Origin of the sequence: Nonomuraea sp. NPDC049758, assembly GCF_040674635.1 — a bacterium.
Lineage (GTDB): Bacteria > Actinomycetota > Actinomycetes > Streptosporangiales > Streptosporangiaceae > Nonomuraea.
The window spans coordinates 1-25,510 of the sequence record NZ_JBFAMZ010000014.1 but is presented as its reverse complement, the minus strand read 5'-3'; the positions used below and the strand labels follow the sequence as shown (position 1 = coordinate 25,510).

At 71.7% G+C, this 25,510-nt stretch carries 20 protein-coding genes; 11 read left to right on the top strand and 9 right to left on the bottom strand.

Annotated elements, in window-relative coordinates; genetic code table 11:
* The 6 genes from AB0J46_RS32040 to AB0J46_RS32015 form a co-directional block, all read right to left on the bottom strand.
* A complete protein-coding gene (locus AB0J46_RS32040; protein ID WP_364337918.1) occupies positions 1-2,910 on the bottom strand; it encodes an AAA family ATPase in 2,910 nt (969 codons plus the stop codon).
* Between the two features lie 58 nt (positions 2,911-2,968).
* Positions 2,969-3,403 carry a GNAT family N-acetyltransferase gene (locus tag AB0J46_RS32035; protein ID WP_364337917.1) on the bottom strand — a complete coding sequence of 145 codons (435 nt, stop codon included), beginning with the start codon at positions 3,401-3,403 and terminating at the stop codon, positions 2,969-2,971.
* 92 nt (positions 3,404-3,495) lie between these two features.
* On the bottom strand, positions 3,496-4,632 hold the full coding sequence (locus AB0J46_RS32030; RefSeq protein ID WP_352357043.1) for an acyl-CoA dehydrogenase family protein: 1,137 nt from the start codon (positions 4,630-4,632) through the stop codon (positions 3,496-3,498).
* Between the two features lie 2 nt (positions 4,633-4,634).
* A complete protein-coding gene (locus AB0J46_RS32025; protein ID WP_364337916.1) occupies positions 4,635-5,540 on the bottom strand; it encodes a hydroxymethylglutaryl-CoA lyase in 906 nt (301 codons plus the stop codon).
* On the bottom strand, positions 5,540-7,489 hold the full coding sequence (locus AB0J46_RS32020; RefSeq protein WP_364337915.1) for a biotin carboxylase N-terminal domain-containing protein: 1,950 nt from the start codon (positions 7,487-7,489) through the stop codon (positions 5,540-5,542). The genes AB0J46_RS32025 and AB0J46_RS32020 overlap by 1 nt, the downstream gene beginning before the upstream one ends.
* Positions 7,490-7,491: 2 nt before the next feature.
* The gene (locus tag AB0J46_RS32015; protein WP_352357049.1) at positions 7,492-9,060 is read right to left on the bottom strand and encodes a carboxyl transferase domain-containing protein; all 1,569 of its coding nucleotides are present in this window, start codon (positions 9,058-9,060) and stop codon (positions 7,492-7,494) included.
* A 109-nt stretch (positions 9,061-9,169) separates the two neighbouring features.
* Here AB0J46_RS32015 and AB0J46_RS32010 point away from each other — a divergent pair, with 109 nt between their 5' ends.
* A complete protein-coding gene (locus tag AB0J46_RS32010; RefSeq protein ID WP_364338117.1) occupies positions 9,170-9,721 on the top strand; it encodes a TetR/AcrR family transcriptional regulator in 552 nt (183 codons plus the stop codon).
* Between the two features lie 231 nt (positions 9,722-9,952).
* Entirely contained in the window at positions 9,953-12,088 is a 2,136-nt protein-coding gene (locus AB0J46_RS32005) for a thiamine pyrophosphate-dependent enzyme (protein ID WP_364337914.1), read from the top strand.
* On the opposite strand, the gene AB0J46_RS32000 is transcribed toward AB0J46_RS32005, so the two are convergent.
* Together AB0J46_RS32000 and AB0J46_RS31995 are read right to left on the bottom strand one after the other, a co-directional pair.
* A complete protein-coding gene (locus tag AB0J46_RS32000) occupies positions 12,077-13,669 on the bottom strand; it encodes a protein kinase (protein WP_364337913.1) in 1,593 nt (530 codons plus the stop codon). The genes AB0J46_RS32005 and AB0J46_RS32000 overlap by 12 nt on opposite strands.
* A gap of 46 nt (positions 13,670-13,715) precedes the next feature.
* On the bottom strand, positions 13,716-14,420 hold the full coding sequence (locus AB0J46_RS31995) for a M50 family metallopeptidase (protein ID WP_358285179.1): 705 nt from the start codon (positions 14,418-14,420) through the stop codon (positions 13,716-13,718).
* A 34-nt stretch (positions 14,421-14,454) separates the two neighbouring features.
* On the opposite strand from AB0J46_RS31995, the gene AB0J46_RS31990 reads away from it, so the two are divergent.
* The 8 genes from AB0J46_RS31990 (at position 14,455) to AB0J46_RS31955 (ending at position 23,342) form a co-directional block, all read left to right on the top strand.
* A complete protein-coding gene (locus AB0J46_RS31990) occupies positions 14,455-15,342 on the top strand; it encodes an amidohydrolase family protein (protein WP_364337912.1) in 888 nt (295 codons plus the stop codon).
* A 4-nt stretch (positions 15,343-15,346) separates the two neighbouring features.
* On the top strand, positions 15,347-15,823 hold the full coding sequence (locus AB0J46_RS31985) for a nuclear transport factor 2 family protein (RefSeq protein ID WP_352357058.1): 477 nt from the start codon (positions 15,347-15,349) through the stop codon (positions 15,821-15,823).
* A gap of 28 nt (positions 15,824-15,851) precedes the next feature.
* Positions 15,852-16,970, top strand: coding sequence for a magnesium and cobalt transport protein CorA (locus AB0J46_RS31980; RefSeq protein WP_364337910.1), 1,119 nt, complete (start codon positions 15,852-15,854; stop codon positions 16,968-16,970).
* A 135-nt stretch (positions 16,971-17,105) separates the two neighbouring features.
* Positions 17,106-17,711, top strand: a complete 606-nt coding sequence (locus tag AB0J46_RS31975; RefSeq protein WP_364337909.1) for a TetR/AcrR family transcriptional regulator — start codon at positions 17,106-17,108, stop codon at positions 17,709-17,711.
* An 11-nt stretch (positions 17,712-17,722) separates the two neighbouring features.
* Positions 17,723-19,948 (top strand): glycoside hydrolase family 3 C-terminal domain-containing protein, encoded by a 2,226-nt coding sequence (locus AB0J46_RS31970; protein ID WP_364337908.1) that lies wholly within the window; start codon positions 17,723-17,725, stop codon positions 19,946-19,948.
* 558 nt (positions 19,949-20,506) lie between these two features.
* Complete coding sequence (locus tag AB0J46_RS31965; RefSeq protein ID WP_352320310.1) at positions 20,507-20,743, top strand: hypothetical protein; 237 nt, start codon at positions 20,507-20,509, stop codon at positions 20,741-20,743.
* Positions 20,740-22,806 (top strand): hypothetical protein, encoded by a 2,067-nt coding sequence (locus tag AB0J46_RS31960; RefSeq protein WP_364337907.1) that lies wholly within the window; start codon positions 20,740-20,742, stop codon positions 22,804-22,806. Before AB0J46_RS31965 ends, AB0J46_RS31960 begins: the two co-directional genes overlap by 4 nt.
* Positions 22,803-23,342, top strand: coding sequence for a hypothetical protein (locus tag AB0J46_RS31955; RefSeq protein ID WP_364337906.1), 540 nt, complete (start codon positions 22,803-22,805; stop codon positions 23,340-23,342). Before AB0J46_RS31960 ends, AB0J46_RS31955 begins: the two co-directional genes overlap by 4 nt.
* Positions 23,343-23,381: 39 nt before the next feature.
* On the opposite strand, the gene AB0J46_RS31950 is transcribed toward AB0J46_RS31955, so the two are convergent.
* On the bottom strand, positions 23,382-24,134 hold the full coding sequence (locus AB0J46_RS31950) for an IclR family transcriptional regulator (RefSeq protein WP_358285159.1): 753 nt from the start codon (positions 24,132-24,134) through the stop codon (positions 23,382-23,384).
* Positions 24,135-24,565: 431 nt separating this feature from the next.
* Between AB0J46_RS31950 and AB0J46_RS31945 the strand changes: the two genes are divergently transcribed.
* On the top strand, positions 24,566-25,387 hold the full coding sequence (locus AB0J46_RS31945) for a fumarylacetoacetate hydrolase family protein (RefSeq protein WP_364337905.1): 822 nt from the start codon (positions 24,566-24,568) through the stop codon (positions 25,385-25,387).
* Positions 25,388-25,510 lie beyond the last annotated feature (123 nt).

Below are 25,510 nucleotides of genomic sequence, written 5' to 3'. Positions count from 1 at the left end.
TCACCCGAACAGGCCCAGCCGGTGGGCCGTGGCCGCCGCCTCGCCGCGGGTGGCCACGCCCAGCTTGGCCAGGATGTTGGAGACGTGCACGCTGACCGTCTTCACCGAGATGAACAGCGCCGCGGCGATCTCCCGGTTGCTGCGCCCGTTGCTCACCTCGCGCAGCACCTCCAGCTCGCGCGCGGTCAGCCCCAGCGGCGGCCCGTCCGGCTCGTCGGCGCCGCCGACGCGGGCCCGCCGTCCGAACACGTCGAGCTGTTCGAGCAGCGGCGTGGCGCCCAGCTGGGCGGCCAGCTCCCGCGCCCGCGTCACCATCCCGGCCGCGGCGCGCCGGTCGCCCTCGGCCAGCGCCGCCTGGGCGGCACCGACCAGGCACTGCGCCTCCGCGTACGGCTGCCGCAACCCCGCCCAGGCCGCCACCGCCGACTCCCACGCCTTGAGCTGGGCCGCCCCGCCGAGCCCCTCCTCCGGCCCGGTCAGCGCCGCGAACGTCAGCCGCTGCGCCTCCTGCAGATCGCCGTCGACGGCCAGCTCCCGCGCCACCTCCCGCAGCCGCGCCACGACGGCCGCCGCGACCCCCGCGGACGGCGCGCCGCCCTCGCCGAGAGCGGGCCGGGCGAGCTGCGCGAACGTCACCAGCAGCGGCCAGGCGTAACGCGGCGAGGGCAGCAGGTCCTGGTTCTCCAGCCCCCGGGACGCGGCCTCCAGCGCCTCGCGGAGCCGTCCCTGCGCCCGCAGCAGCAGGACCTGCCTGCGCAACTGCGGCAGCACGGTCTGGTCCCGGTAGGTGCCGCGCGCGAACACGCTGGCGGAGGACGACAGCAGCTTGTCGGCCCGGTCGATCTGTCCCCGCGCGAGCGCGATGTCCACCAGGAACCCCTGGAGACTGGCCCGGTAGGGGGCCGGCGGCGCGAGGTCGAGCGCCTGCTCGACCACCTGGAGCGCCTCGTCCCAGCGGCCCAGCGAGAGCAGCGGCTCGGTCAGGTTGATCGCCAGGAACGTGCCGGACGTGCGCGCCAGGCCGTAGTGCCCGGCCTCCTGCACGCCCTCGCGGGCGACCTGGGCGGCCCGCTCGTGCCGCCCGGCGCCCTCCAGCGCGTCGGACTCGGAGATCGCGCAGCGCATCAGCGCGTTGTAGGCGCCCTGGGCGCGGGCGACCCGGCGCGCCTCGGCGAACTGCCCGAGCTGGGCCTCGATGTCGGAGAAGCGCGACCGCGCCCAGGCGAGGCTGATGAGCGCGTGGGCCTCGACGTTGGCGTCGCCCACCTGGTGGCCGATCTCCATGGCGAGCTGCGCCGTCGCCAGCTTCTCAGGCCAGTCCTCGGGACGGTGCAGCATGCGCGCCAGCGTCTCCAGGACCTGGCCGCGCAGCTTGCTCGGCGGCTCGGCGGGCACCAGCTCGGCCGCCTGGCGCAGGTCGTCGAGATAGCCGGCGCGGCCCAGGTCGTAGCGGGTCAGGCCGCGCTGGCGCAGCAGGGTGGCCGCGGTGGTCGGGTCGGCGTCGAGGTCGACCTCGGCGAGCGCGGCCCCGGCCAGGGCCAGGCTGCGCTCGTACTCGCCGGCGAGGTGGGCGACCGTGGAGGTCTGCCTGAGCACGTCCAGGCGGCCGCAGCCGATGCGCTCGGCGGCGTCGGGCACCTGGTCCCACAGCTCCAGCACCCGCGAGAGCATCCTGAGCTGCTCGTCGTAGGCGGTGGACTTGCGGGCCGCGGCGGCCGCGCGCCAGGCGCTGACCAGCGCCCAGGTGGAGTCGTGGGCGGAGTGCCAGTGGTGGGCCAGCTCGATCGCGCCGCGCGGGGCGGGCAGGATCGACAGGTCGCGTTCGAGTGCCTGCGCGTAGCGGGTGTGCAGGCGGGTGTGCTCGCCGGGCAGCAGGTCGTCGTGGAGCGCCTCGCGGATGAGCGCGTGCCGGAAGCCGTAGCCCTCGCCGTCGACCACCAGCACGTTGCCCGCCACGGCAGGGCGCAGCGCCCGCGACAGGGCGGTGTCGTCGAGCCCGGCCACCGCGCTCAGCAGGTCGTGCTCGATGCGCTGGCCGCCCGCGCTGGCCACGCGCAGCAGCTCCTGGGTCTCGTCGGGCAGCCGCTCGACGCTGGCCAGCAGCAGGTCGCGCAGGGACTCGGGCAGCATGTCGCCGCCGTCGGCCTCGCTCAGCAGCGCCTCGACGAACAGCGGGTTGCCCTCGCTGCGGGCGTAGATCAGGTCCATCGCGGCGGCCGACGGCTCGCGCCGCAGGATGCTGGCCGCCTGCGCGACGGCCTCCCTGCGGGTGAGCCGGCGCAGCTCGACCCGGCTCACCCACTCGATGCGGCCCAGCTCGGCCAGCATCGGCCGGAGCGGATGGGTGCGGTGCAGCTCGTCGGTGCGGTAGGTGACCACGATCATCAGCCGGGCCGCCGTGCGCTGGTAGCGGACCAGGAACGACAGCAGGTCACGGGTGGAGCGGTCGGCCCAGTGGGCGTCCTCGACCACCAGCAGCACCGGACGCTCCTCGGCCAGCCGCTCCAGCAGCCCGAGCACCTGCTCGAACAGCCGGGCCCGCGCCTCGGCGCCGTCCTTGTCCGGCTCGCCGAACTCGGGCAGCAGCCGGGCCAGCCCGCGCGTGCCCCCGGGCACCAGCGCCGCCACGCCGTCGCGCCCCAGCTCGCGCACGAGCCCGCGCAGCACGGCCGTGAACGGCGCGAACGGCAGGCCCTCGGTGCCCAGCTCCAGGCAGCCGCCGACGAGCACCCGCGCCTCGCCGGCCCGGTCGACGAACTCGCTGATCAGGCGGGTCTTGCCGACCCCCGCCTCGCCGCCCACGAGCACGGTGGACGACGCGCCCGCACGTGCTCTGGCCAGGGCGTCGCCCAGAGCGTGCAGCTCGCGGGCGCGCCCGACGAACAGGGGGCTGACGGTGTGAATGCTCACGCCCCAAGGATGCCATCAAACACCGACAAAACGGACCGAAACTCCGGGCCGTCGCCTGTCAGCGCAAAACCTTGCGGAAGAAGGTGGCCGACGCCTCGTAGCCCAGGGCGTGGTAGAACTCCGGCGCCCGCCGGGTGGCCATCGCCACGTACCCGGCCTGACGGGTACGGGCCCACGCCTCGAACTCCTCCAGCAGCCGGCGGCCGATGCCCTGCCGGCGCGAGCCCGGCTGGACCATCGCCTCCTCGACCCAGGCGACCGGCCCGTTGGCGAACAGCGTCAGGTGCACGAACCCCAGCAGGTACCCGTGGACGCGCCCGCCCACCACGGCCGTGAGCAGCAGGGCGTCCTCGTTGCGCAGGAGCTGCGGGAGCGCGGCGTCGAAGGCCGCGCGCTCCGGCCTGAAGGTCAGCCCGAACTCGCGCGCCAACGCGAACACCTCGTCCGCGTCCGCCTTCTCCGCCCTCCTGATGAGAAGATCGTCCGCCGTCATGAGGTACGACACTAGAACCTCTGTGCCCTTTCGTCCATCGTGCCACGGGAGTGTGCCGTGACGTCCGGTACGGCGCCTGACAGGGCGTCCGGTCAGAGGTCGCCGAGGCCGAGCTGGCGGGCGATGAGCATGCGCTGGACCTCGCTGGTGCCCTCGCCGATCTCCAGGATCTTGGCGTCGCGGTAGAAGCGGCCGACCGGGAACTCGTTCATGAAGCCGTACCCGCCGAACACCTGGGTGGCGTCGCGGGAGTTGTCCATGGCCGCGTTCGAGGACACCAGCTTGGCGATCGCCGCCTCCTTCTTGAACGGCACCCCGGCCAGCATCTTCTCGGCCGCGTGGTAGTAGGCCAGCCGGGCGGTGTGCGCGCGGACCTCCATGTCGGCGATCTTGAACTGGATGGCCTGGTAGTGGCCGATCGGGTGGCCGAACGCCTTGCGGTCCCTGACGTACTTGAGGCATTCGTCCACGCAGCCCTGGGCCAGGCCCACGCTGAGGGCGGCGATGGCGATGCGGCCCTCGTCGAGGGTCTGCAGGAACTGCGCGTAGCCGCGGCCGCGCTCGCCGAGCAGGTTGGCGGCGGGCACCCGGCAGTCGGAGAAGGACAGCTCGCGGGTGTCGGAGGCGTTCCAGCCGACCTTGGAGTACTTCTTGGAGACGGTGAACCCCGGCGTGCCGCTCGGCACCAGGATCGTGGAGATCTCCCGCTCGCCGGTGAGCGCGGCCACGCCGATCACGCCGGTGATGTCGGTGCCGGAGTTGGTGATGAACGCCTTCGTCCCGTTGATCACCCATTCGCCGCCGTCGAGCACGGCGGTCGTCCGCATGCCGCCCGGCACGTCGGAGCCGCCGCCGGGCTCGGTCAGCCCGAACGCGCCCAGCATCTCGCCGGAGGCCAGCCGGGGCAGCCACTCCTGGCGCTGCTCGTCGGTGCCGAACCGGTAGATCGGCATCGCGCCCAGCGAGACGGCGGCCTCCAGGGTGATCGCCACGCTGGAGTCGGCGCGGGCCAGCTCCTCAAGGGCCAGGCACAGCGCGAAGTAGTCGCCGCCCATGCCGCCGTACTCCTCCGGGAACGGCAGGCCGAACAGCCCCATGTCGGCCATCTTGCGCACGATGTCGTAGGGGAACTCCTCGCGCTCGTAGTAGTCGCCGATCACGGGGGCCACCACGTCACGGGCGAACGCCTCGACGGTCTTGCGCAACTCTTGGTATTCGTCGTTCAGCATGATCAGCCTTTCGCGAGGGCCTGGACGACGCGCGAGGGGCTGGGCCGGCCCAGCCGCTCGGCCAGCCAGGTGCTGGTGGACACGAGTTTGTCCAGGTCGAGCCCGGTCTCGATGCCGAGCCCCGACAACATCCACACGAGGTCTTCGGTGGCCAGGTTGCCGGTGGCGGACTCGGCGTACGGGCAGCCGCCGATGCCGCCGGTGGAGGCGTCGACGGTGGTCACGCCCGCCTGCAGGGCGGCGAGGGTGTTGCCGAGCGCCTGCCCGTAGGTGTCGTGGAAGTGCACGGCGAGCCGCTCGGGGCCGCCGAACGCGCCGATCAGCTCGGTGACGTGGCCCGGCGTGCCGACGCCGATCGTGTCGCCGAGCGACAGCTCGTAGCAGCCGAGCCCGAGCAGCCGCTCGCCGACCGCGACGACCTGCCCGACCGGCGTGGGCCCCTCCCAGGGGTCGCCGAAGCACATCGACACGTACGCGCGCACCCGCAGCCCGTGCTCCAGCGCCCTGGCCACGACCGGCTCGAACATGTCGAACTGGCTCTCCAGCGTGCGGTTGAGGTTCTTGGCGGCGAAGGTCTCGGTGGCGCTGGCGAAGATCGCGATCTCGGTGACGCCCAGCTCCAGCGCGCGGTCGAGCCCGCGCTCGTTGGGCACCAGCACCGGGTAGCGCACGCCGGGCCTGCGGTCGAGGCGGCCAAGCAGCTCACCGGCGTCGGCCAGCTGCGGCACCCACTTGGGGTGCACGAAGCTGGTCGCCTCGATCACCTGGTGGCCGGCGTCGGCCAGCCGGTCGATGAACTCGGCTTTCACCTCGACCGGCACGATCGCCGACTCGTTCTGCAGGCCGTCGCGCGGGCCCACCTCGTAGACCGTGACCCGCTCGGGAAGCCCTCGCATGCGGTACGGCATCACGCCTCCTCACCGGTGACCACGGCCAGCACGGCGTCCATGTCGACCGGCCTGCCCGGCTGGACGGGCAGCTCGGCGACCACGCCGTCGCAGGGGGCGGTGACCGTGTGCTCCATCTTCATGGCCTCGACGACGACCAGCGGCTGCCCCTCGCTCACCCGGTCGCCGGGCTGCACCTTGACCAGCAGGACGGTGCCGGGCATGGGGCTCCGCACCACGCCGTCGCCCGCCCCCGCGGCCCCTGGCCGGTCGCCCGGGTCGCCGATGAGGTGGCGGGTGAACGCCCACGACTCGCCGTCCTTGCCGAGCCAGAGCGTGTCGCCGTGGCGGGCGGTCAGGTAGCGGGCGGTCCGGCCGCCGAGCGTGACGGCGGCCGCGCCGCCGCCGGTCGTGATCCGGGCGGCCACCGCCTCTCCGTCGAGCAGCACCTCGGCCGACCGGCCGGGCAGGCCGCGGACGGGCACCGCGTGCACGCCGTCGCGCGACTCCAGCCGCCAGGTCGTCCAGGCGGGCGCGCCGACCCGCCAGCCGTCGGTGACCTGCCAGGGGTCGGGGCCCTGCGGCAGCGTGTGGAAGATCAGCGCCGCCGCCGCGGCCACCTCGCGCGGCACGCCGGACTCCGGCAGCAGCCCGGGCAGCACCCGTTCGACCAGGCCGGTGTCGAGCTCGCCCGCCACGACCGCGGGGTGGCGGGCGAGCCCGCGCAGGAACGGCACGTTGGTGACCACGCCCAGCACCGCGGTGCGGGCCAGCGCCCGGTCGAGCGCCCTGAGCGCCGCCTCTCGGTCCGGCGCCCAGGCGATCACCTTGGACAGCATGGGGTCGTAGTCGCTGCCGACGACCCCGCCCTCGGCCAGGCCGGAGTCGACCCGCACCCGGCCCGGCCCGTCGTCGCCGGGCTCGCGCAGGGCCAGCACGCGCCCGCCGCTGGGCAGGAAGCCGCGCGCCGGGTCCTCGGCGTAGACGCGCGCCTCGACCGCGTGGCCGTCGAGCCGCACCTGCTCCTGACCGAACGGCAGCGGCTCGCCGGCCGCGACGCGCAGTTGCAGCTCCACCAGGTCCAGGCCGGTGACCAGCTCGGTGACCGGGTGCTCGACCTGGAGCCGGGTGTTCATCTCCATGAAGTGGTAGGAGCCGGTGGTGCCGTCGACGATGAACTCGACCGTGCCGGCGCCGACGTACCCGACCGAGCGGGCGGCCTCGACGGCCGCGGCGCCCATGTCGGCGCGCATGCCGGGGGTCACGAAGGGCGACGGCGCCTCCTCGATGATCTTCTGGTGCCTGCGCTGCAGGCTGCACTCGCGCTCGCCCAGGTGCACGACGTTGCCGTGGGCGTCGGCCATGACCTGGATCTCGATGTGCCGGGGGTTCTCGACGTAGCGCTCGATGAGCAGGGTGCCGTCGCCGAACGCCGCCCGCGCCGTACGGCGGGCCGACTCCAGCGCGTCGGGCAGCTCGGCGGCCGAGCGCACCAGCACCATGCCCTTGCCGCCGCCGCCCGCCGACGGCTTGATCAGCGCCGGGAAGTCGGCCCACTGCGCCAGGTCGTCGCCCGGCTCGGCCCCGCCGGGGACGACCGGCACCCCGGCCGCCGACACGGTGGCCTTGGCGCGGATCTTGTCGCCCATGGCGTCGATGGCCTCGGGGGACGGGCCGACGAAGACCAGCCCGGCCTCGGCGCAGCGCCGCGCGAACGCGGCGTTCTCGGCCAGGAAGCCGTAGCCGGGATGCACGGCCTGCGCGCCGGAGGCGAGCGCCGCCTCGACGATCGCCTCGATGTCCAGATATTTCGAGACTTCGAGGGCGATGTCTGCTTCGCGGACGTGCCTGGCGCCCGCGTCGGGCGGCGTGAACACCGCCACCGACTCGATGCCGAGCGCGCGCAGCGTCCGGACGACCCGGACGGCGATCTCGCCCCGGTTGGCGATGAGAACACGGTCGAAGAACATGATCACATCCGGAAGACGCCGTAGCCGGCGGGTTCGAGCGGCGCGTTGGCCGCCGCGGACAGGGCCAGGCCGAGGACGGTGCGGGTGTCGAGCGGGTCGATCACGCCGTCGTCCCAGAGCCGGGCGGTGGAGTAGTAGGGGTTGCCCTGGTGCTCGTACTGGGCGCGGATGGCGTCGGGGTCGGCGTTGCCGACCGTGGTCAGCACGTTCGCCGCCTGCTCGCCGCCCATGACGGAGATGCGGGCGTTGGGCCACATCCACAGGAACCTGGGCGAGTACGCCCGTCCGGCCATGGCGTAGTTGCCCGCCCCGAACGAGCCGCCGATCACCACCGTGAACTTGGGCACCCGCGCGCACGACACGGCCGTGACCATCTTGGCGCCGTGCTTGGCGATGCCGCCCGCTTCGTACGCCTTGCCGACCATGAACCCGCTGATGTTCTGCAGGAACACCAGCGGGATGCGGCGCTGGTCGCACAGCTCGATGAAGTGCGCGCCCTTCATCGCCGACTCGCTGAACAGGATGCCGTTGTTGGCCACGATGCCCACCGGGTGGCCGTGCAGGTGGGCGAAGCCGGTGACGAGGGTGGAGCCGTACTCGGCCTTGAACTCCAGGAAGCGCGAGCCGTCCACCAGGCGGGCGATGACCTCGCGCACGTCGTAGGGCTGACGCGTGTCGGCCGGGACGAGGCCGTAGAGGTCGCGCGGGTCGTGCCGCGGCTCCTCGGGCGCGACCGTGTCCCAGGGACGGGGAGCCCGGGGGGCCAGCGTCGAGACGATGTCGCGGACGATGGCCAGGGCGTGGGCGTCGTCCTCGGCCAGGTGGTCGGTGACGCCGCTGACCCGGGAGTGCAGGTCGCCGCCGCCCAGCTCCTCGGCCGTGACCTCCTCGCCGGTGGCCGCCTTCACCAGGGGCGGACCGCCCAGGAAGATCGTGCCCTGGCCGCGGACGATGACCGCCTCGTCGCTCATGGCCGGCACGTACGCGCCGCCGGCGGTGCACGAGCCGAGCACGGCGGCGATCTGCGGGATGCCGCGGGCCGACATGGTGGCCTGGTTGTAGAAGATGCGCCCGAAGTGCTCCCGGTCGGGGAAGACCTCGTCCTGCTTGGGCAGGAACGCGCCGCCGGAGTCGACCAGGTAGACGCAGGGCAGGTGGTTGTGCAGGGCCACCTCCTGCGCGCGCAGGTGTTTCTTGACGGTCATCGGGTAGTACGTGCCGCCCTTGACGGTCGCGTCGTTGGCCACGACCACGCACTCGCGCCCGGCCACCCTGCCGACGCCGGTGATGATCCCGGCGGCGGGCGCCTGGTCGTCGTAGAGGCCGCCGGCCGCCAGCGGCGACAGCTCCAGGAAGCGGGAACCCGGGTCGAGCAGCCCGTCGACGCGGTCGCGCGGCAGCAGCTTGCCCCGCTCGACGTGGCGCTGCCGCGACCGCTCGGGACCGCCGAGCGCCGCCGCGGCCAGCCGTTCGAGCAGCTCGGCGGCCAGCCGCTCGTTGAGCTCGGCGTTGCGTTTGTACGCCTCGCTCCCGGGCTCCACGGCCGACTTCAGCACCGGCCAGTCGCTCATGAGTCCCCTCTCGTCATGGCCGAGATGTTAGTCATCATTAACGTAATCGTCTAGCATGTGAGACGTGACCACTGCCTCCACACCTACCCGCGAGCGCGGCAGAAGGCGCATGGAGATCCTCGCGGCGGCCGCCCGGCTGTTCGCCGCCCGCGGTTTCCACGGGGTCTCCATCGAGGACATCGGGGGCGCGGTCGGCGTCTCCGGTCCCGCGCTCTACCGGCACTTCAGCGGCAAGGAGGCGCTGCTCGCCGAGATGCTGCTCGACGTCAGCTCCCGGCTGCGGGAGTCGGCGGTGGCGGTGGCGACCTCCTCGGACGGCCCGGCCGAGACGCTCGACGCGCTGCTCAACGTGCAGATCACGTTCGCGCTCGACCAGCCGGCGCTGATCACCGTGCACGACCGCGAGCTGGGCAACGTGCCCGAGCCGGAGCGGCGCAGGATCAGGCGGCTGCAGCGCCTCTACGTCGAGGAGTGGGTGACCGTGCTGGCCGAGCTGCACCCGGCGTGCCCGCCGGCCCGGCTGCGCGCGGCCACGCACGCGGTCTTCGGCCTGCTCAACTCGACGCCCCACAGCGCCGGTGAGCTGCCCCCGCACGACATGCGCCCCCTGCTGCACGCGATGGCCCGCGCCGCGATCGAGGCCAGCGTTAACAATCACTAACTGACAGCCGGCCGTTCCCGCCGTACGAAAACCCACGAAACGCCGTAGACCTCTGCAAACGGTCATGGATCAGGGCCAAACGGACCGGACCACAATCTGTCATGCACTCCGGCAGACGGCGGCGGCGATGACGGACATAATCAGGGTGTGGCGCGCGACACTGTTGAGACACATTTCATCCAATCCGTTGAGGCGCTGAAGTCAGGCCCCGCCCGAGATCCCGGCGGCCCGGTGCGCGAGGGCACGTCGCTCACCGGCGACCGGTGCCGGACCCTGTTCCAGCGCCAGCTCGACAGCCGCCTGCTCGACATCGCCGCCCGCTGGCTCCGCGAGCAGAACGAGGGCTTCTACACGATCGGGTCGGCCGGCCACGAGGGCAACGCGGCGGTCGCCGCCGCGGCCAGGGCGAGCGACCCGGCGCTGCTCCACTACCGGTCCGGCGCCTTCTACCTGACCAGGTCCGAGCAGGCCGGCCGGCTGCCCGAGCAGGGCCTTCGCGACGTGCTGATGGGCCTCACCGCGGCGGCCGACGAGCCGATCGCGGGCGGCCGGCACAAGGTCTTCGGCCACCCCCACCTGGCCGTCATCCCGCAGACCTCGACGATCGCCAGCCATCTGCCGCGCGCCGTGGGCGTGGCCTTCGCCATCGAACGGGCCGCCGCGCTCGGCGACCGGTCGGCCTGGCCGCCCGACGCCATCGCCGTGTGCAGCTTCGGCGACGCCTCGATCAACCACGCCAGCGCCCTGACCGGGCTCAACACCGCCTCCTACGCCACCTTCCAGGGGCAGCCGCTGCCCATCCTGTTCGTGTGCGAGGACAACGGCATCGGCATCAGCGTCCGCACCCCCAAGGGCTGGGTGGAGGCGGCGGCGCGGCGGCCGGGCATCGCCTACTTCGCCGCCGACGGCTGCGACCTGGCCGACGCCTACGACGCCGCCACGCTCGCCGTCCAGCACGTCCGCGCCAACCGCTCCCCCGCGTTCCTGCACCTGTCCACCGTGCGGCTGATGGGGCACGCCGGGTCCGACGTCGAGTCGGCCTACCGCACCCAGCGGGAGCTGCGGGCCGACATGGAGCGCGACCCGCTCGTCCGCACCGCGCGGCTGCTGGTGGAGGCCGGCCTGGAGACCCCGGAGGACCTGCTCAAGACGTACGAGTCGGCGCGCGAGCACGTCCTGCGCATCGCCCTGGAGACCACCCGCGCCCCGCGGCTCGGCTCGGCCGCGGAGGTCATGGAGCCGATCGCGCCGCGCCGTCCCGACCTGATCGCCAACATCAGCCCGACCGCGGCCGAGGGCCCGATCAGGGAGAAGGCGTTCGCCGGCACGCTGCCCGAGACGGAGAAGCCGCTGACGTTGTCGCAGACCATCAACCGCACGCTCGCCGACGCGCTGGTGGTCTACCCCGAGATGACGGTCTTCGGCGAGGACGTCGCCAGGAAGGGCGGCGTCTACGGCGTCACCCGGGGGCTGCAGAAGCGGTTCGGCGGCTCGCGGGTGTTCGACACGCTCCTCGACGAGCAGGCCATCCTCGGCCTCGCGCTCGGCTCGGCGGTGTCCAACCAGCTCCCGGTGCCGGAGATCCAATACCTGGCCTACCTGCACAACGCGCTCGACCAGATCCGCGGCGAGGGCGCCACCCTGTCGTTCTTCTCGCGCGGCGCCTACACCAACGGCATGGTCGTCCGCGTCGCGGGCTACGCCTACCAGAAGGGCTTCGGCGGCCACTTCCACAACGACAACGCGGTGGCCGCGCTGCGCGACATCCCGGGCCTGGTGCTCGCCTCGCCCGCGCGTCCCGACGACGCCGCCGCCATGTTGCGCACCTGCCTGGCCGCCGCCCGTACGGCCGGGTCGGTCTGCGTGTTCCTGGAGCCGATCGCGCTCTACCACACGCGTGACCTGTTCGAGGAGGGCGACGGCGGCTGGCTGGCGCCGTACACGCCGCCGGGGCGCTGGCGCGAGACGCACGTGCCCGTCGGCCGGGCCCGCTCGTACGGCGAGGGCCGTGACCTGACGATCGTGACGTTCGGCAACGGGCTGCGGATGAGCCTGCGCGCCGCGGTCCGGCTCACCCAGGAGGGCTACGGCTGCCGCGTCCTCGACCTGCGCTGGCTGGCCCCGCTGCCGGTGGACGACCTGCTGCGGGCGGCCGAGCTGACCGGCAAGGTGCTGATCGCCGACGAGACCCGCCACTCCGGGGGCGTGTCCGAGGGCGTGACGGCCGAGCTGGTCGACGCCGGGTTCACGGGGCAGGTGGCCAGGGTGACCTCGGCCGACAGCTTCATCCCGCTGGGCGACGCGGCCAACCACGTGCTGCTGTCGGAGGAGGAGATCGAGCAGGCGGCGCGCAAGCTACTGGGCTGAGCGCGCCCCTCTGACGCAGGCCGGCTTCGACCAGGCCACCGTGGTGGCCGCCGAGATGCGCAGCGGCACGCCCACCAGGAAGCAGTAGCCGGTGTCCGGGTCGAGCCCGGCGACGCGGCCGCTGGTGGCGCCCGTGCCGAGGGCGACGACGGTCACGTCGCCCCCGCCCGCCCGCGAGCGTTGCAGGACGACCGGGTAGCGGCGGGCGTCGGCCGGGAGCGCCCAGCTCAGCTCCACCAGGGCGCCGCGGTCGGCGGTGACCTTGAGCCTGCGGGGGGCGAGCGCGGCGACGTCCCGCTTGCTGATCGGCGGCGGGGTGGTGGCGGCGGTCGCCGCGGGGGTCGCGGCCTCGGGGCGGCCATCGGCGGGGCCCGGACCGGCGGGCGGGCGCAGCGACAGGTAGACGGCCAGGCCGGTGCCGCCGATCGCGACGGCCGCGACCGAGCCGCCGATCAGCAGTCGCCTCCCGAGGCTCCCGCCCCCGGTGGGCGGCGTCGTGACGGCCTCCCGCCGAGCCCCGCCCATGCCCCCCGCCGTGGGGGCGTCCCGCCTTGCCCCACTCGCGTTCCCCGCCAGGCCTGGCGCAGGGGGGACGGGTGCGGGGGCGTGGGGATGGGGGAGCCGGCTACCGGTGGCGGGGAGGGAGGAGTCGCCGGGGTGCGGCGGGGCCTGCGGGCCGCCGCGCGGGCGGCGCGGGACGGTGGACGTCGCCGGCCCCGGCCCCGGATCCTGGCCCACCAGGTCGGTCACCGACAACCCCAGCTCGGCCTGCACCTCCTGCAACCGCCGCGCCAGCTCCCTGGCCGAGCCCGGCCGCAGCTCGGGCTGCTTGGACATCGCGTGCAGGATCGTCCCGTACACCGCCGGCGGCACGTCCGGCCGGTTGATCGGCGGCGGGTCGAGGCTCAGCACCCGGTACATCAGCGGCGCGATCGACGGGTCAGCCGGGTTGTGGAAGGCGGGCTGCCCGGCCAGCAGGTGGTAGAGCGTCGAGCCCAGGGAGTAGATGTCGCCGGAGACCGAGTGCGGCTGCCCGGTGAGCACCTCCGGGGCGGCGTGCAGCGGGGTGAACGCCTGGGAGGTGGCCGAGATCTCCGCGGAGTCCACCACCCTGGCGACGCCGAAGTCGGCGATGGCGGGCTCGCCGTAGCGGGAGATGAGGATGTTCTGCGGCTTGATGTCGCCGTGCAGCACCCCGGCCTCGTGCACGGCGGCCAGCGCGCCGGCCAGCTTGACGCCCGCGCGCAGCACGTCGGGCACCCCGAGCGGCCCCTCCTTGCGGACCTTGTCGCGCAGCGAGCCGTTCTCGAAGAAGTCCATCGCGATGTACGGCTTGCCCGAGCGGGTCACGCCGGTGTCGAAGACGGTCACGACGTTGGGATGGCCGGTCAGGCGGCCGGTGAGCCGGAGCTCGCGCTGGAAGTGGCGCATGGTCCGCTGGTCGACCCGGTCGACCGACAGGACCTTCAGCGCCACGATCCGGTCGAGGCGCTCCTGGTAGGCGCGGTAGACGACGGCGAAGCCGCCCTGGCCCGCCTGATCGAGCACCCGGTAGCCGGGCGCGTCCTCGGCTGGCAACACGGCACTCCCCCCTGTTGCCGGTGAGTTTAATGTGAAATTTCGGCTTTCAGGGGGTCAACGGGTTCATCAGATACGCGCCGAACACCACCGACACGGCGGCCACGACCAGGAAGAAGAAGACGTAGAAGCCGCCGGGCAGGAACGTCAGCCGGGCGAGCTGGTCGGCGTCGGAGTCTCTGGCCTGCCGCCTGCGCCGCTTGCGCTGCAGCTCGACGATCGGCCGGACACCGCCGAACAGCAGGAACCACGTCGCGACCATGGCCACGATCTGCTGGACCTGGGCGGGGGCGTACATGGACAGGGCGAACACCGCGCCGCCGGTGACGAGCAGGATCAGCGCGCCGTAGAGGTTGCGGATCAGCAGCAGCATGCACACCAGGAAGAGCAGCACGCTCCAGATCAGCAGCGTGATGCGGCCCTGCTCGGTGAGCCAGGCGGCGGCCAGCCCCAGCAGCGAGGGGGCCAGGTAGCCGGCGAGCGCGGTCAGCACCATGCCGGGGCCGTTGGGGCGGCCCCTGGTCAGCGTGACGCCGGAGGTGTCGGAGTGGAGCCGGATGCCTTCCAGCTTGCGCCGGGTGAGCAGCGCCATGACCGCGTGGCCGCCCTCGTGGGCGATCGTGATCAGGCCCCTGGACACCTGCCAGGGGGTGCGGAACGCGACGACCGCGAGCGCGGCCAGAGCCGAGACCAGCACGACCCAGGGGTCGGGGTCAGGCTGAACCTTGATCAGGTGGGCCCAGAGCATGTCCATCGAGGAGAAACACTAGCCGGGTAAAGTCCCGGTTGTGGCCGCAGAACTACATTCTGACGCGGACGTTCCGGCGTGGTGGCGCGACCTCGGGCTGCCGGGCCTGATCGACCTGCATGTGCACTTCCTGCCCGAACGAATGGAACGCCGGGTCTGGCATCACTTCAACCACGGCGGCCCCTTGATGGGCGCCGGCTGGAAGATCGAGTACGAACGCCCGGTCGAGGAGCGGCTGACCCTGCTGCGCGAGATGGGCCTACGGCGCTTCCCCGCCCTGGCGTACGCGCACCGGCCGGACATGGCGCGCGACCTCAACGCCTGGACGCTCGACTTCGCCCGCCGCAACCCCGACTGCCTGCCGTCGGCGACGTTCTACCCCGAGCCCGGCGTCGCGGGCTACGTGCGCGCGGCGCTGGCGGACGGCGTCCAGATCTTCAAGGTGCACCTCCAGGTCGGCGGCTTCGACCCGGCCGCGCCCGAGCTGGACGAGGTCTGGGGGCTGCTGGCGGAGTCCGGCGTGCCCGTGGTCGTGCACGCCAGCTCGGTGCCCGTGCCCGGCGGCCACGTGGGGCCGGGGCCGATCGGCGCGGTGCTGGCCGCCCATCCGCGGCTGCGGGCGGTGATCGCGCATCTGGGCATGCCCGAGTACGAGCCGTTCTTCGAGCTGGCCGTCCGCCATGAGCGGGTCGCGCTGGACACCACCATGGCCTTCACCGACTTCTCCGAGCGCGGCATGCCGTTTCCCAGCCGATTGCGCCCGGTTCTGCGTGATCTCGGGCTTTCGGGGAAGGTGGTGCTCGGCAGCGATTTCCCGACGATCCCGTACCCCTACGCGCACCAGCTCGACGCACTCGCCCGCCTGGATCTCGGCGAGCAGTGGCTGCGGGCGGTGTGCTGGGACAATGGTGCGGCCATGATTCGATAGCAAGGTGAACGATCGGCACGTGGCGCTCATCAGCGCCTTCTACGACGCTCTGGGCCGCGCGGACTTCGCGGCCATGGAGCGCTGCTACCACCCCGAGATCAGTTTCGGCGACCCCATCTTCCAGGAGGTCGAGGGCCGCGACCGGGTGATGGCGATGTGGCGGTTGCAGCTCGGCGTGCGCGACGGACTGAGATCCGGCTACCGCGACGTCCAGGCCGACGAGTTCAGCGGCTCGGCCCACTGGACGGCCAGCTACACCTTCTCCTCCACCGGCCGCACGGTCGTCAACGAGATCGACGCGCTGTTCAGGTTCGAGGACGACCTCATCGTCCGCCACCACGACGAGTTCGACTTCAGGCGCTGGTCCAGAATGGCTCTCGGCAGGCCGCAGGGGCTGCTGTTCGGCTGGACGCCGATGTGGCGCAAGACCATCAGGGACCGGGCGACCCAGGAGCTCGACAGCCTGGTGTCCTCGCAGTAGTCAGCACGGCAACCGGATCGGAGGGTGCATGGCCAGGGTGAAGGGGTTCAGGCGCAGCGGCGACAACCGCGAGGAGGCGCCGGAGCACTCGATGGACCCGCGCGCCACCGAGGAGCACCCCTACCGGCCCACCGTGATCGACAACGCCGTCTACCAGAACGGCGAGCGGGTCGACAACCCCGGCTCGCTCGCCGACGCCTTCGAACGCCTCAAGCAGATGCCGGACAGCATGGCCTGGATCGGCCTCTACCGTCCGAAGGAGTGGGAGCTGGTCAAGCTCGCCGAGGAGTTCGAGCTGCACGAGCTGGCGCTGGAGGACGCGATCGTCGGCTCCCAGCGGGCCAAGGCCGACCGCTACGGCGACACGCTGTTCGTGGTGCTGCGCGCCGCCCGCTACCTCGACGACGTGGAGGAGGTGGCCTTCGGCGAGCTGCACGTCTTCGTCGGCCCCAACTTCGTGATCACCGTGCGCCACGCCGAGGCCCCCGACCTGCAGGGCGTGCGCAAGCGCATGGAGTCCGACCCCGACCTGCTGCGCCAGGGCCCGCAGGCCGTCCTGTACGCGATCCTCGACGCCGTGGTCGACGGCTACGCGCCGGTGGTGGCCGGGCTGCAGAAGGACATCGAGGAGATCGAGGTCGAGGTCTTCAGCGGCGACCCCTCGGTGTCGCGGCGCGTCTACGAGCTGTCCGGCGAGGTGATCGAGTTCCAGCGGGCCACCGCGCCGCTGGTGGGCATGATCCACGGCTTCATCGCCGGCGCCGCCAAGTACGGCGTCAACGACGAGCTGCAGAGCTACCTGCGCGACGTCGCCGACCACGCGATCACCGTGACCGAGCGCATCTCGGCCTTCCGCCAGATGTTGCAGAACATCCTGGTGGTCAACTCGACGCTGGTGACCCAGGCCCAGAACGCGGAGATGGCCCGCATGACGGAGGCCAGCATCCAGCAGGGCGAGGAGGTCAAGAAGATCTCCGCGTGGGCGGCCATCCTGTTCGCCCCGACGCTGGTCGGCACCATCTACGGGATGAACTTCGACTTCATGCCCGAGACCCACTGGGTGTTCGGCTATCCGTTCGCGATCCTGCTGATGGCGGCGGTGTGCATGGTGCTCTACATGGTCTTCAAGCGCCGCGACTGGCTCTAGGGTCCGCCGCGGGGGTGGGCCGCGAAACTAACCACGTGGTAGATTCTTGGGCGAGCCGGTGGACGGCCGATCTCGCCGTACCCCGGCACGTTTGCGCAGCCCGCGTGCCCCCAGACCGCCAGAAAGGGCCGGCCGGTGACCGAACCGACGCCACGCCGAGGGCGCAAGGGCGAGCGCACGCGCGCCCGCATCCTCGACTCCGCCACAGAGCTGTTCTCCCGCTCGGGTTTCCACGCGGTGTCGCTGCGCGACATCGCCGCGCACGCCGGCATGACCCACGCGGGGCTGCTGCACCACTTCCCCGGCAAGGAGAGCCTGCTCATCCAGGTGCTCAGCCGCCGCGACGAGGTGGACGGCGAGCTGATGGGCGGCCCCGACGACGGGCTCTCGCCGCAGGAACTGCTCGACCGCGCGGTCGAGCAGGTCGCCAGGAACATGGGCACGCCCGGCCTGGTCGGGCTGTACGTGAAGATCTCCGGCGAGGCCGCCGATCCCGGTCATCCCGCCCACGACTATTTCGTCCAGCGCTACCGCAGGCTGCGCCGGCAGGCCGCGTGGCTGCTCGGCGCCCTGTTCGAACGCGCCACGCCGCCGCTCGACCACGATCCCGACGCCGTCGCCCAGCAGCTCATCGCGCTCGTCGACGGCCTGCAGACGCAATGGCTGCTCGACCCGGACCAGGTGGACATGCACGCCGCCGTCATCACCTTCCTCAAGCAACTAGGACTGCAGCCCAGATAACGAGGTGTTCCATGGCTCTTCCCCCCGACCTCACCACGGCAGAGAAGGCGTCGCTCACGTCCGGGAGCGACACCTGGCACACCACGGCCGTCCGCGACGCGGTGCCCGCGATCACGCTGTCCGACGGGCCGCACGGCATCCGCCGCCAGCGCGCGGACGCCGGCGACGCGCTCGGGCTGACCCGCAGCGAGCCCGCCACGTGCTTCCCGCCCGCCGTGGCCCTCGGCTCCTCGTGGGACCCGGCGCTGGCCCGCCGGGTGGGCGCGGCGCTGGCCAAGGAGGCCGCCGCGCTGGGGGTGGACGTCGTGCTGGGCCCGGGGGTGAACATCAAGCGGTCGCCGCTGTGCGGGCGCAACTTCGAGTACTTCTCCGAGGACCCGTACCTGACCGGGGTGATGGGGTCGGCGCTGGTCACCGGCGTCCAGTCGCGCGGCGTCGGGGCCTGCGTCAAGCACTTCGCGGTCAACAACCAGGAGACCGACCGCATGCGGATCAGCGCGGACGTCGACGAGCGCACGCTGCGCGAGATCTACCTGCCCGCCTTCGAGCACATCGTCCGGGAGGCCCGCCCGTACGCGATCATGTGCTCCTACAACCGCGTCAACGGCGTGTACGCCTCCCAGCACCGCTGGCTGCTGACCACCCTGCTGCGCGACGAATGGGGCTTCGACGGCCTGGTGATGTCGGACTGGGGCGCGGTCAACGACCGGGTGGCGGCCCTCGAAGCGGGCCTGGACCTGGAGATGCCGCCCACCGGCACCGACGGCCTGATCGAGGACGCGGTGCGCTCGGGCCGCCTGCCCGAGTCCGTGCTCGACCTGGCGGCGGGCCGCGTCGCCGGGCTCGCCGAACGCGTCGCCGGCCGCGAGCGGCACGACGGCTGGGACGTCGACGAGCACCACGAGCTGGCCCGCGAGGCCGCCCGCGCCTCCGCCGTGCTGCTGAAGAACGACGGCGTGCTGCCGCTGGCCCCCGGCCTGCGCGTGGCCGTGCTGGGCGAGCTCGCCCGCACCCCGCGCTACCAGGGGCACGGCAGCTCGCACGTGGTGCCCACCCGCCTGGACACCGCGCTCGACGCGCTCGGCCATGCCGTCGAGGGGCTGACGTTCGCCCCCGGCTACCGGCTCGACGGCGAGGCCGACGCCGATCTGGCGCGGGAGGCGGTGGAGTGCGCGGCGGCGGCCGAGGTGGCGGTGGTGTTCCTCGGCCTGCCCGAGGCCGCCGAGTCCGAGGGCTTCGACCGCGCCTCGATCGACCTGCCCGGCGTCCAGGTCGAGCTCCTGCGGCAGGTGGCCGAGGTGTGCCCGCGGGTGGTCGTCGTGCTGTCCAACGGCGGGGTCGTGTCGGTGGCCGGGTGGCGGCACCTCGCCTCGGCCGTCCTGGAGGGCTGGCTGCTCGGCCAGGCGGGCGGCGCGGCGCTGGCCGACCTGCTGCTCGGCACGCACAGCCCGTCCGGACGGCTCACCGAGACGATCCCGCTGCGCCTCGCCGACGTACCGTCCCACCTGCACTTCCCCGGCTCCGACGGCCATGTCGTGTACGGCGAGGGCCGCTACGTCGGCTACCGGCACCACGACACGCTGGGCACCGAGGTCGCCTACCCCTTCGGCCACGGGCTGACCTACACCCGGTTCGAGTACTCCGACCTGGACGTGCGCGAGACCGGCCCCCACACCTGGGACGTCGCCTTCACCGTCACCAACACCGGCGACCGCCACGGCCAGGAGGTGGCCCAGCTCTACGTCGCCTTCGAGGCCGAACACCCCTCGCGGCCCCGCCACGGGCTGCGTGCTTTCGCCAAGGTCGGCCTGGCCCCCGGGGCGAGCGAGCGCGTACGGCTCGCCCTCGGGCCGCGCGACCTGGCGCGGTGGTCGGTGACGCGCGGCGGCTGGCGGATCGACCCCGGACCGTTCACCGTCGAGGTGGGCGCGTCGTCACGGGACATCCGGCTGCGCGTGGAGCTGAGCACGCCCGGCGACGGATATGTGGGCGAGCTGAGCGAGATGTCCACGCTGGGCGAGTGGCTGGCGCACCCGGTGGGCGGCCGGGTGCTGAGGGAACGGCTCCGGCAGGCCCCGGGGCTGCCCGACCTCGACCGGACGGATTCGCCTCTGGTGGGGCTGGCGCTCGGCATCCCGTTGATCAAATTCCGGACGTTCGGGATCGGACTGACGGCCGACGTCGTCGCCGACCTCGTCGCCGCCGCGCGGAGCGCGCTTCCGGGAGATGATCGCTAGGTCGTCCCGTCCCGGCGGACCCTACGTGCGTCCGTTCCTCCTGGAGGACCCGCCTCCCCGGCACCCCCATCTCCCCAGCCCGTGGAGCAGCACCGCGCGCCCCCCACACCCGCGGCCTGGTGGCTGAACGGGCGGCGGGCCCTCCCCCTGAAGAGCGCCTTCACCAACCTCCCACCCAGCCTCGCCACCAGCCCTTCCACGCGACACCCCACCCGCCACCCAGTCCAGTCTTTCGGCCCTCACGCGCCCTCACCTGAGCCCTTTGTCCACTCACCCGCCGCCACCGCCAGCCACCCTCACCCCCGCACTCAGCCTCGCCCCCAGCGCGCTCACCTCCCCTCGCCTGACACCACCCCAAGGCTTCCCCCTCCCTCCCATCCACCAAATACAACGAAATAACGCGTTTACCCTCTTTATCATCACAAACCTTCGCCCAATTCATCAGCCCAGAGCCGAATCACGCGAGGACTCCTTTTCCATTTCACCGGCGCCGACACGGCGGGCTAATATGCCATCGACCACCCCTCCCCCGCCCCCAAAGCGCAACGAAATCGGGTGATGATGGCGACGCAGCACGAAATAACCGCCGCCCGGCGTCACATCGAACGACTGCGCGACGAACACGCCAACGACCTGACCGCCCTGATCCGCCTGGTGGACGGCGGCGCGCTCAAGGGCCCCGCCGGCGACAGCCTCGCCGCCGACCTGCGCACCTGGGACCACGGCTTCAAGGACCTGTTCACCCGGGCACTGAGGCTGCTCGACACGCTGCACCCGTCCGAGCCCGCCTCATGACCCCTCCCGTGGGCATCGACCCCGCCCTGATGACCCAGCTCATCAACGGCATGAAACGAGCAAGCAGCACACTTCCCGACATCGGCCTCCAAGTCGAACGAGCCCTCACCACCCTCGGCGTAGCCCTGTGGGGGCCGGCCCAGCTGTCGACCATCGGCCGCCAGCTGCACGACCAGATCCCCACACTCCAGGGCCGCCTCGACCTCATCCTCGCCACCCCAGACCGGCGCCCCGGCGAAGACGGCGTCCTCTGGGCCGACGAATCCCCATGGCTGTCGAAATCCCCCTCCGAAGGCGCGACCGCGGCCACCGCACTGGCCGCCCGACTCCGTGCACAAATCGCATCCCATTCACTCGACGCAGAATCCGTAGCCGAACTCGAACGTCACAAGAACGACCCGTTCTTCGCCGTGGCCTTTCTCACCCTGATTCCACCGCGTGACCTCAAATCGCTCATCGCCCGCGCATACTCCTACGATCTCCCTCCCGGCGACCGCCCCCTCCTCTACGACACGGCCACCCAGGACCGGTTCCTCACCATGCTCAGCACCCTGCTCGGCACCGCCTCCCACGGCGTCGGCCGGACGCGCCTGGCCGCCGACTACGCCGACCGCCTGATCGAGGACATCGACCACCCGCAGGACGCGTTCGCCGTCAAGAGACTCCTCCAGGACGGCGACTTCGACCACACCTTCCTGCTCACCCTGGTCCGCAAGCTGCACGACCAGGACCTGGCCCATCCCCCCGACCTGTCCCTCCCCCGAGACCCCTGGACGCTCCCCGGCCCCAGAGACATCTCCCCCGGCGACCTCAGCCCCATGGGCGCCGCCCTGATCGCCCTGGCCCACCACCCCGCCGTGGCCCAGGACTTCTTCACCGACCCCGCCCGCAAACCCCTCGCCTACCTGATGCGCACCCACCCCTGGCTCGGCGACGCCGACGCCGACCTCGGCTGGGCCATCCAGGCCGCCACCACGGAATTCCGCGACCACGACCTGCCACCGGGCGGGTCACGCGGCTACAAGTCCGCCCTGATCGCCTCCTGGGCGGTCCGCTTCTGGAGCGACCCCAAGGTCCAGACCAACCTCCCCTCCACCCGCCCCCACCTCGGCACCATCCTCAGCCAGTACATCGGCGACGTGCACCGCGACGCCCAGTCGTTCACCGACAAGAGGCCCGGCGTAGAGACGAGCGCCAATGCGGACAAGAACCTCCTCGGCGGCGACCCCTACGGTGCCAAGTTCAACGCCAAGGACATGAAGCAGGCCATGGCCTGGGCGTTCGAGGACGACGACGCCTTCCGGAAGGTGACCGCCGCGCACGGCCTGTACGCCGCCCGGATGCTGGACGAACTGGCAGCCAAGATCGAAGCGGAGGTCGAGGCCGATGTCACGGCCTGGCGCCAGTCGCACCCCGGCGCCACGCGGCAGCAACTGGACGCCGCACGGCAGGACATCCTTGAGGAGCGGATGAGCCGGAGCGGAGGCGCGGAGTTCGCCCGAGCGGCACGCGGCCTCAGCGCGACGACCTGGATGATCACCGATGCGGCCAACATCTCCGGCATCGAGAAGGCGAAGGCGGAAGACGCCCGTTTCTCCGCGTTCAGGGAGATGACGGAGGCGGTCGTCGGACTTGCCCCCGGCCCTCCAGGCAAGTTCATCGGACTGCTGGTCGACACGGCCAAGGGAGAGCTCTTCGGCAAGATCAAGCCCGGCCGGGAGAAACAGGCCCGCTTGAACGCCGACGATGCGCTGGGGGCCGCCAAGCACATGTTCTCGGACCTGACCGCGGCCACCATGATGCGCCACGGCTTGTTCGGGGACGGTTCCGTGCCGGCCAGGACGCACCCGTACCGTCACAAGGACTTCTCGCCGGGGGCTGCCGGGCACTTCCTGGTCAATGGAGAGATCAAACCTTGGGACGAGATGAACGCGGACCAGCGGGAGTCCTACGACGAGTGGCTGCATCTCAACGAGACCGGCCGCGTGTTCGACCGCCCGGACGCGGCCATCGAGATCGGCTTCGATAAAGCCACGGACTACCACGCCGGAAGTGGATCATGAAGGTCAATCCAGCGATTGCCCTTACGACGCTCATTCTGGTGGGATGCTCGTCGGTTCCGCCTCCGGATACCAGACTGCTCGGAAACGTCACCGCCGCTCCACACGAATGCGACTTGATCTCCGCCAACTCCATCATGGTCGCGACCGGCCTCCACGAATACCGCGCATTCGGCACGAAGATGGATGGGGGCCGCAAGTTCGAGTCATGCACGGTGACCGAGAAGCCTGATGCGGAACACAACCGAGGTCTGCTGATCGAAGTGTTCGATCCCTCGCCGGATGATGCGGAGGATCTGGAGAACACAAGACGATCCACCGCTGGAACCGATCTTCCTGGTGGTCTCGGGCCGGGTTTCGCTGCTCGGCGGAAGAATGGTCAGGATCAGAGCATTGCGTTTGTCTACGGGTGGACGTCTGACTACAAGCGGCTGCTTACCGTGAACATCATCGAAGGGGCGCCGGGGAGGGATTCGTTGGCGGATGCGGTGGAGTTTTTTCGGCAGCTCAAGCCGCTGTTGCTCACGTCGTCTCGATAGACGGTTGCCTTGTGGCGGCTGGCCGGGGCTCCTGGCGGGTCAGGTGGGGAAGTTGGTGAGGTGGGGTTCGGCCTCGGTGATGGATTGGCGGAGGTCGGTCAGGAGGGACGGGAGGCGGTCGGGGGTGTAGCGGGCCGAGGGGATCGAGATCGACAGGGCTCCCACGGGGGTGCCGCGGCCGTTGCGTAGCGCCGCTCCGATCGCCGAGACGCCCTGTTCCGTGCCGTCGAGGTTGAGGGCGTAGCCGCGGGGGCGGATCTCGTCGAGTTCGCGGAGCAGGGACGCGCGTTCCTGCTCGGGCAGGTCCTGGTAGAGGTCGGCGAGTTGGTCGCGGGGCAGTGAGGACAGCAGGACCTTGCCGCCGGAGGCGCGGTGGGCGGGCAGGATCGTGCCGCGACGGTCGCCGACGTACAGGATCTGCGGGGACTCGATGCTGTCCAGGAAGCGTACTTCGGTGCCCATCCTGACCATGAGGTTCACGGTCTCCCGGACGCGGGCGCACAGGGCCTCCATGGCGGGCCGGACATGCGCGCGCAGCTCGCGCAGGGACGAGCCGCCGCCGTCGCCCGCCGCCGGGCCGAGGAAGGGGCCAGGCAGGTATGTGTGGTGCTCGTCCTGGACGGCGAAGTCGCGATAGACCAGCATCGCCAGCAGGCGGTGCGCGGTCGAGCGGGCGATGCCGAGCTCCTTGGCGACGTCGGTGACCTTGAGACGTCCTTGGTCACGCAGCATGTGGAGGAGAAGCAGCGCGTTGTCGACCGAGCCCAGGGGGTACGCGGGCTTGTTCTTCACAGCAGAACGCTAGTGCAGTACGCGGAATTACTCCCTAGCGTTGGGCAGCATGAATCCCGATGAGACGTTGTACGTGGACGTCGCTGTCGTGCATCTGTCCTGTCCTGGGTGCAGGTCGGCGACTTGATGCCCGTACGTCCTGGGTTCAGGGCGCGGCTGCATGGGAGACGCTCCATCCGACGGTTCAACGGGCGGTTCAGCGGACGGGTGAGGTGGGTGGGGGTGGCGAGCGCCGGCCCGCACCGGTTCGGACGGTCTGCCGGGTGTCACCCCGGCCGTCGGGGCGGGCATCCAGTCCCCTGGGGGCTGCTGTTGCCTGAGCACCGCTGCATCCGGGGCGCGGTTGGTTCAGGCGCGTGGGCCGGTTCGAATTGTTCTGTTTTTTCGACACGCCCTCTTGAGGGCCTGCACCACTATCGAGAGGAGCTCGCGTGAAGCTCGCGACGCTGCGACTGCCGCGCCGTACGGCCGCCGTCCGGATCGACGGGGAGCACGCCGTTGAGGTCGGGGCGCCCGACGTCGGGATGTTGCTGGCCGACCCGCGCTGGCGGGAGGTGGCCGCCGCGGCGGACGGGGCACGGCATCCGCTGTCCACGGCCGACCTGGCGCCCGTGGTTCCGGTGCCGGGGAAGATCATCTGTGTCGGGCTCAACTACCGCGACCACATCCTGGAGATGGGACGGGAGTTGCCGCGGTATCCGACGGTGTTCGCGAAGTTCGCCGAGGCGCTGATCGGGCCGTACGACGACATCGAGCTGCCCGCGGTGTCGGATTGCATGGACTGGGAGGGTGAGCTGGCCGTGATCGTCGGGGCGGAGGTGCGCGGCGCCTCGCGTGCGGAGGCCGAGGCGGCCATCGCCGGGTACTCGGTGCTCAACGACGTGACGGCCAGGGACTACCAGAACCGTACGGCGCAGTGGCTGCAGGGGAAGACGTTCGAGGGGACGACGCCGTTCGGGCCCTTCCTCGTCACGCCGGACGAGATCAGCGGGGCGATGACCTTGGAGTGTGAGGTGGACGGGGAGGTCGTGCAGCAGGCGGACACGGCCGGCCTGGTGTTCCCGCCGGGTGAGCTGATCGCGTACCTGTCGCAGATTCTCACGTTGCGGCCGGGCGACGTCATCGCGACCGGCACGCCCGGGGGCGTGGGGCATGCCCGGAAGCCGCCCCGGTATCTGATGGACGGGAGCAAGGTCGTCACCCGGATCGCGGGGGTCGGCGAGCTGGTGAACACGGCTCGCCGCCTGGCCTGACAGTGATGATGTAGATGAGTGCTTCCCACCAGGGTTTGACCCATGGCCTGACTGACCTCTGGGTCCTCAACGGGATCTGTCGGCCCTGGCCGGGAAGCACTCATGTGCACTCACCGGACGCGG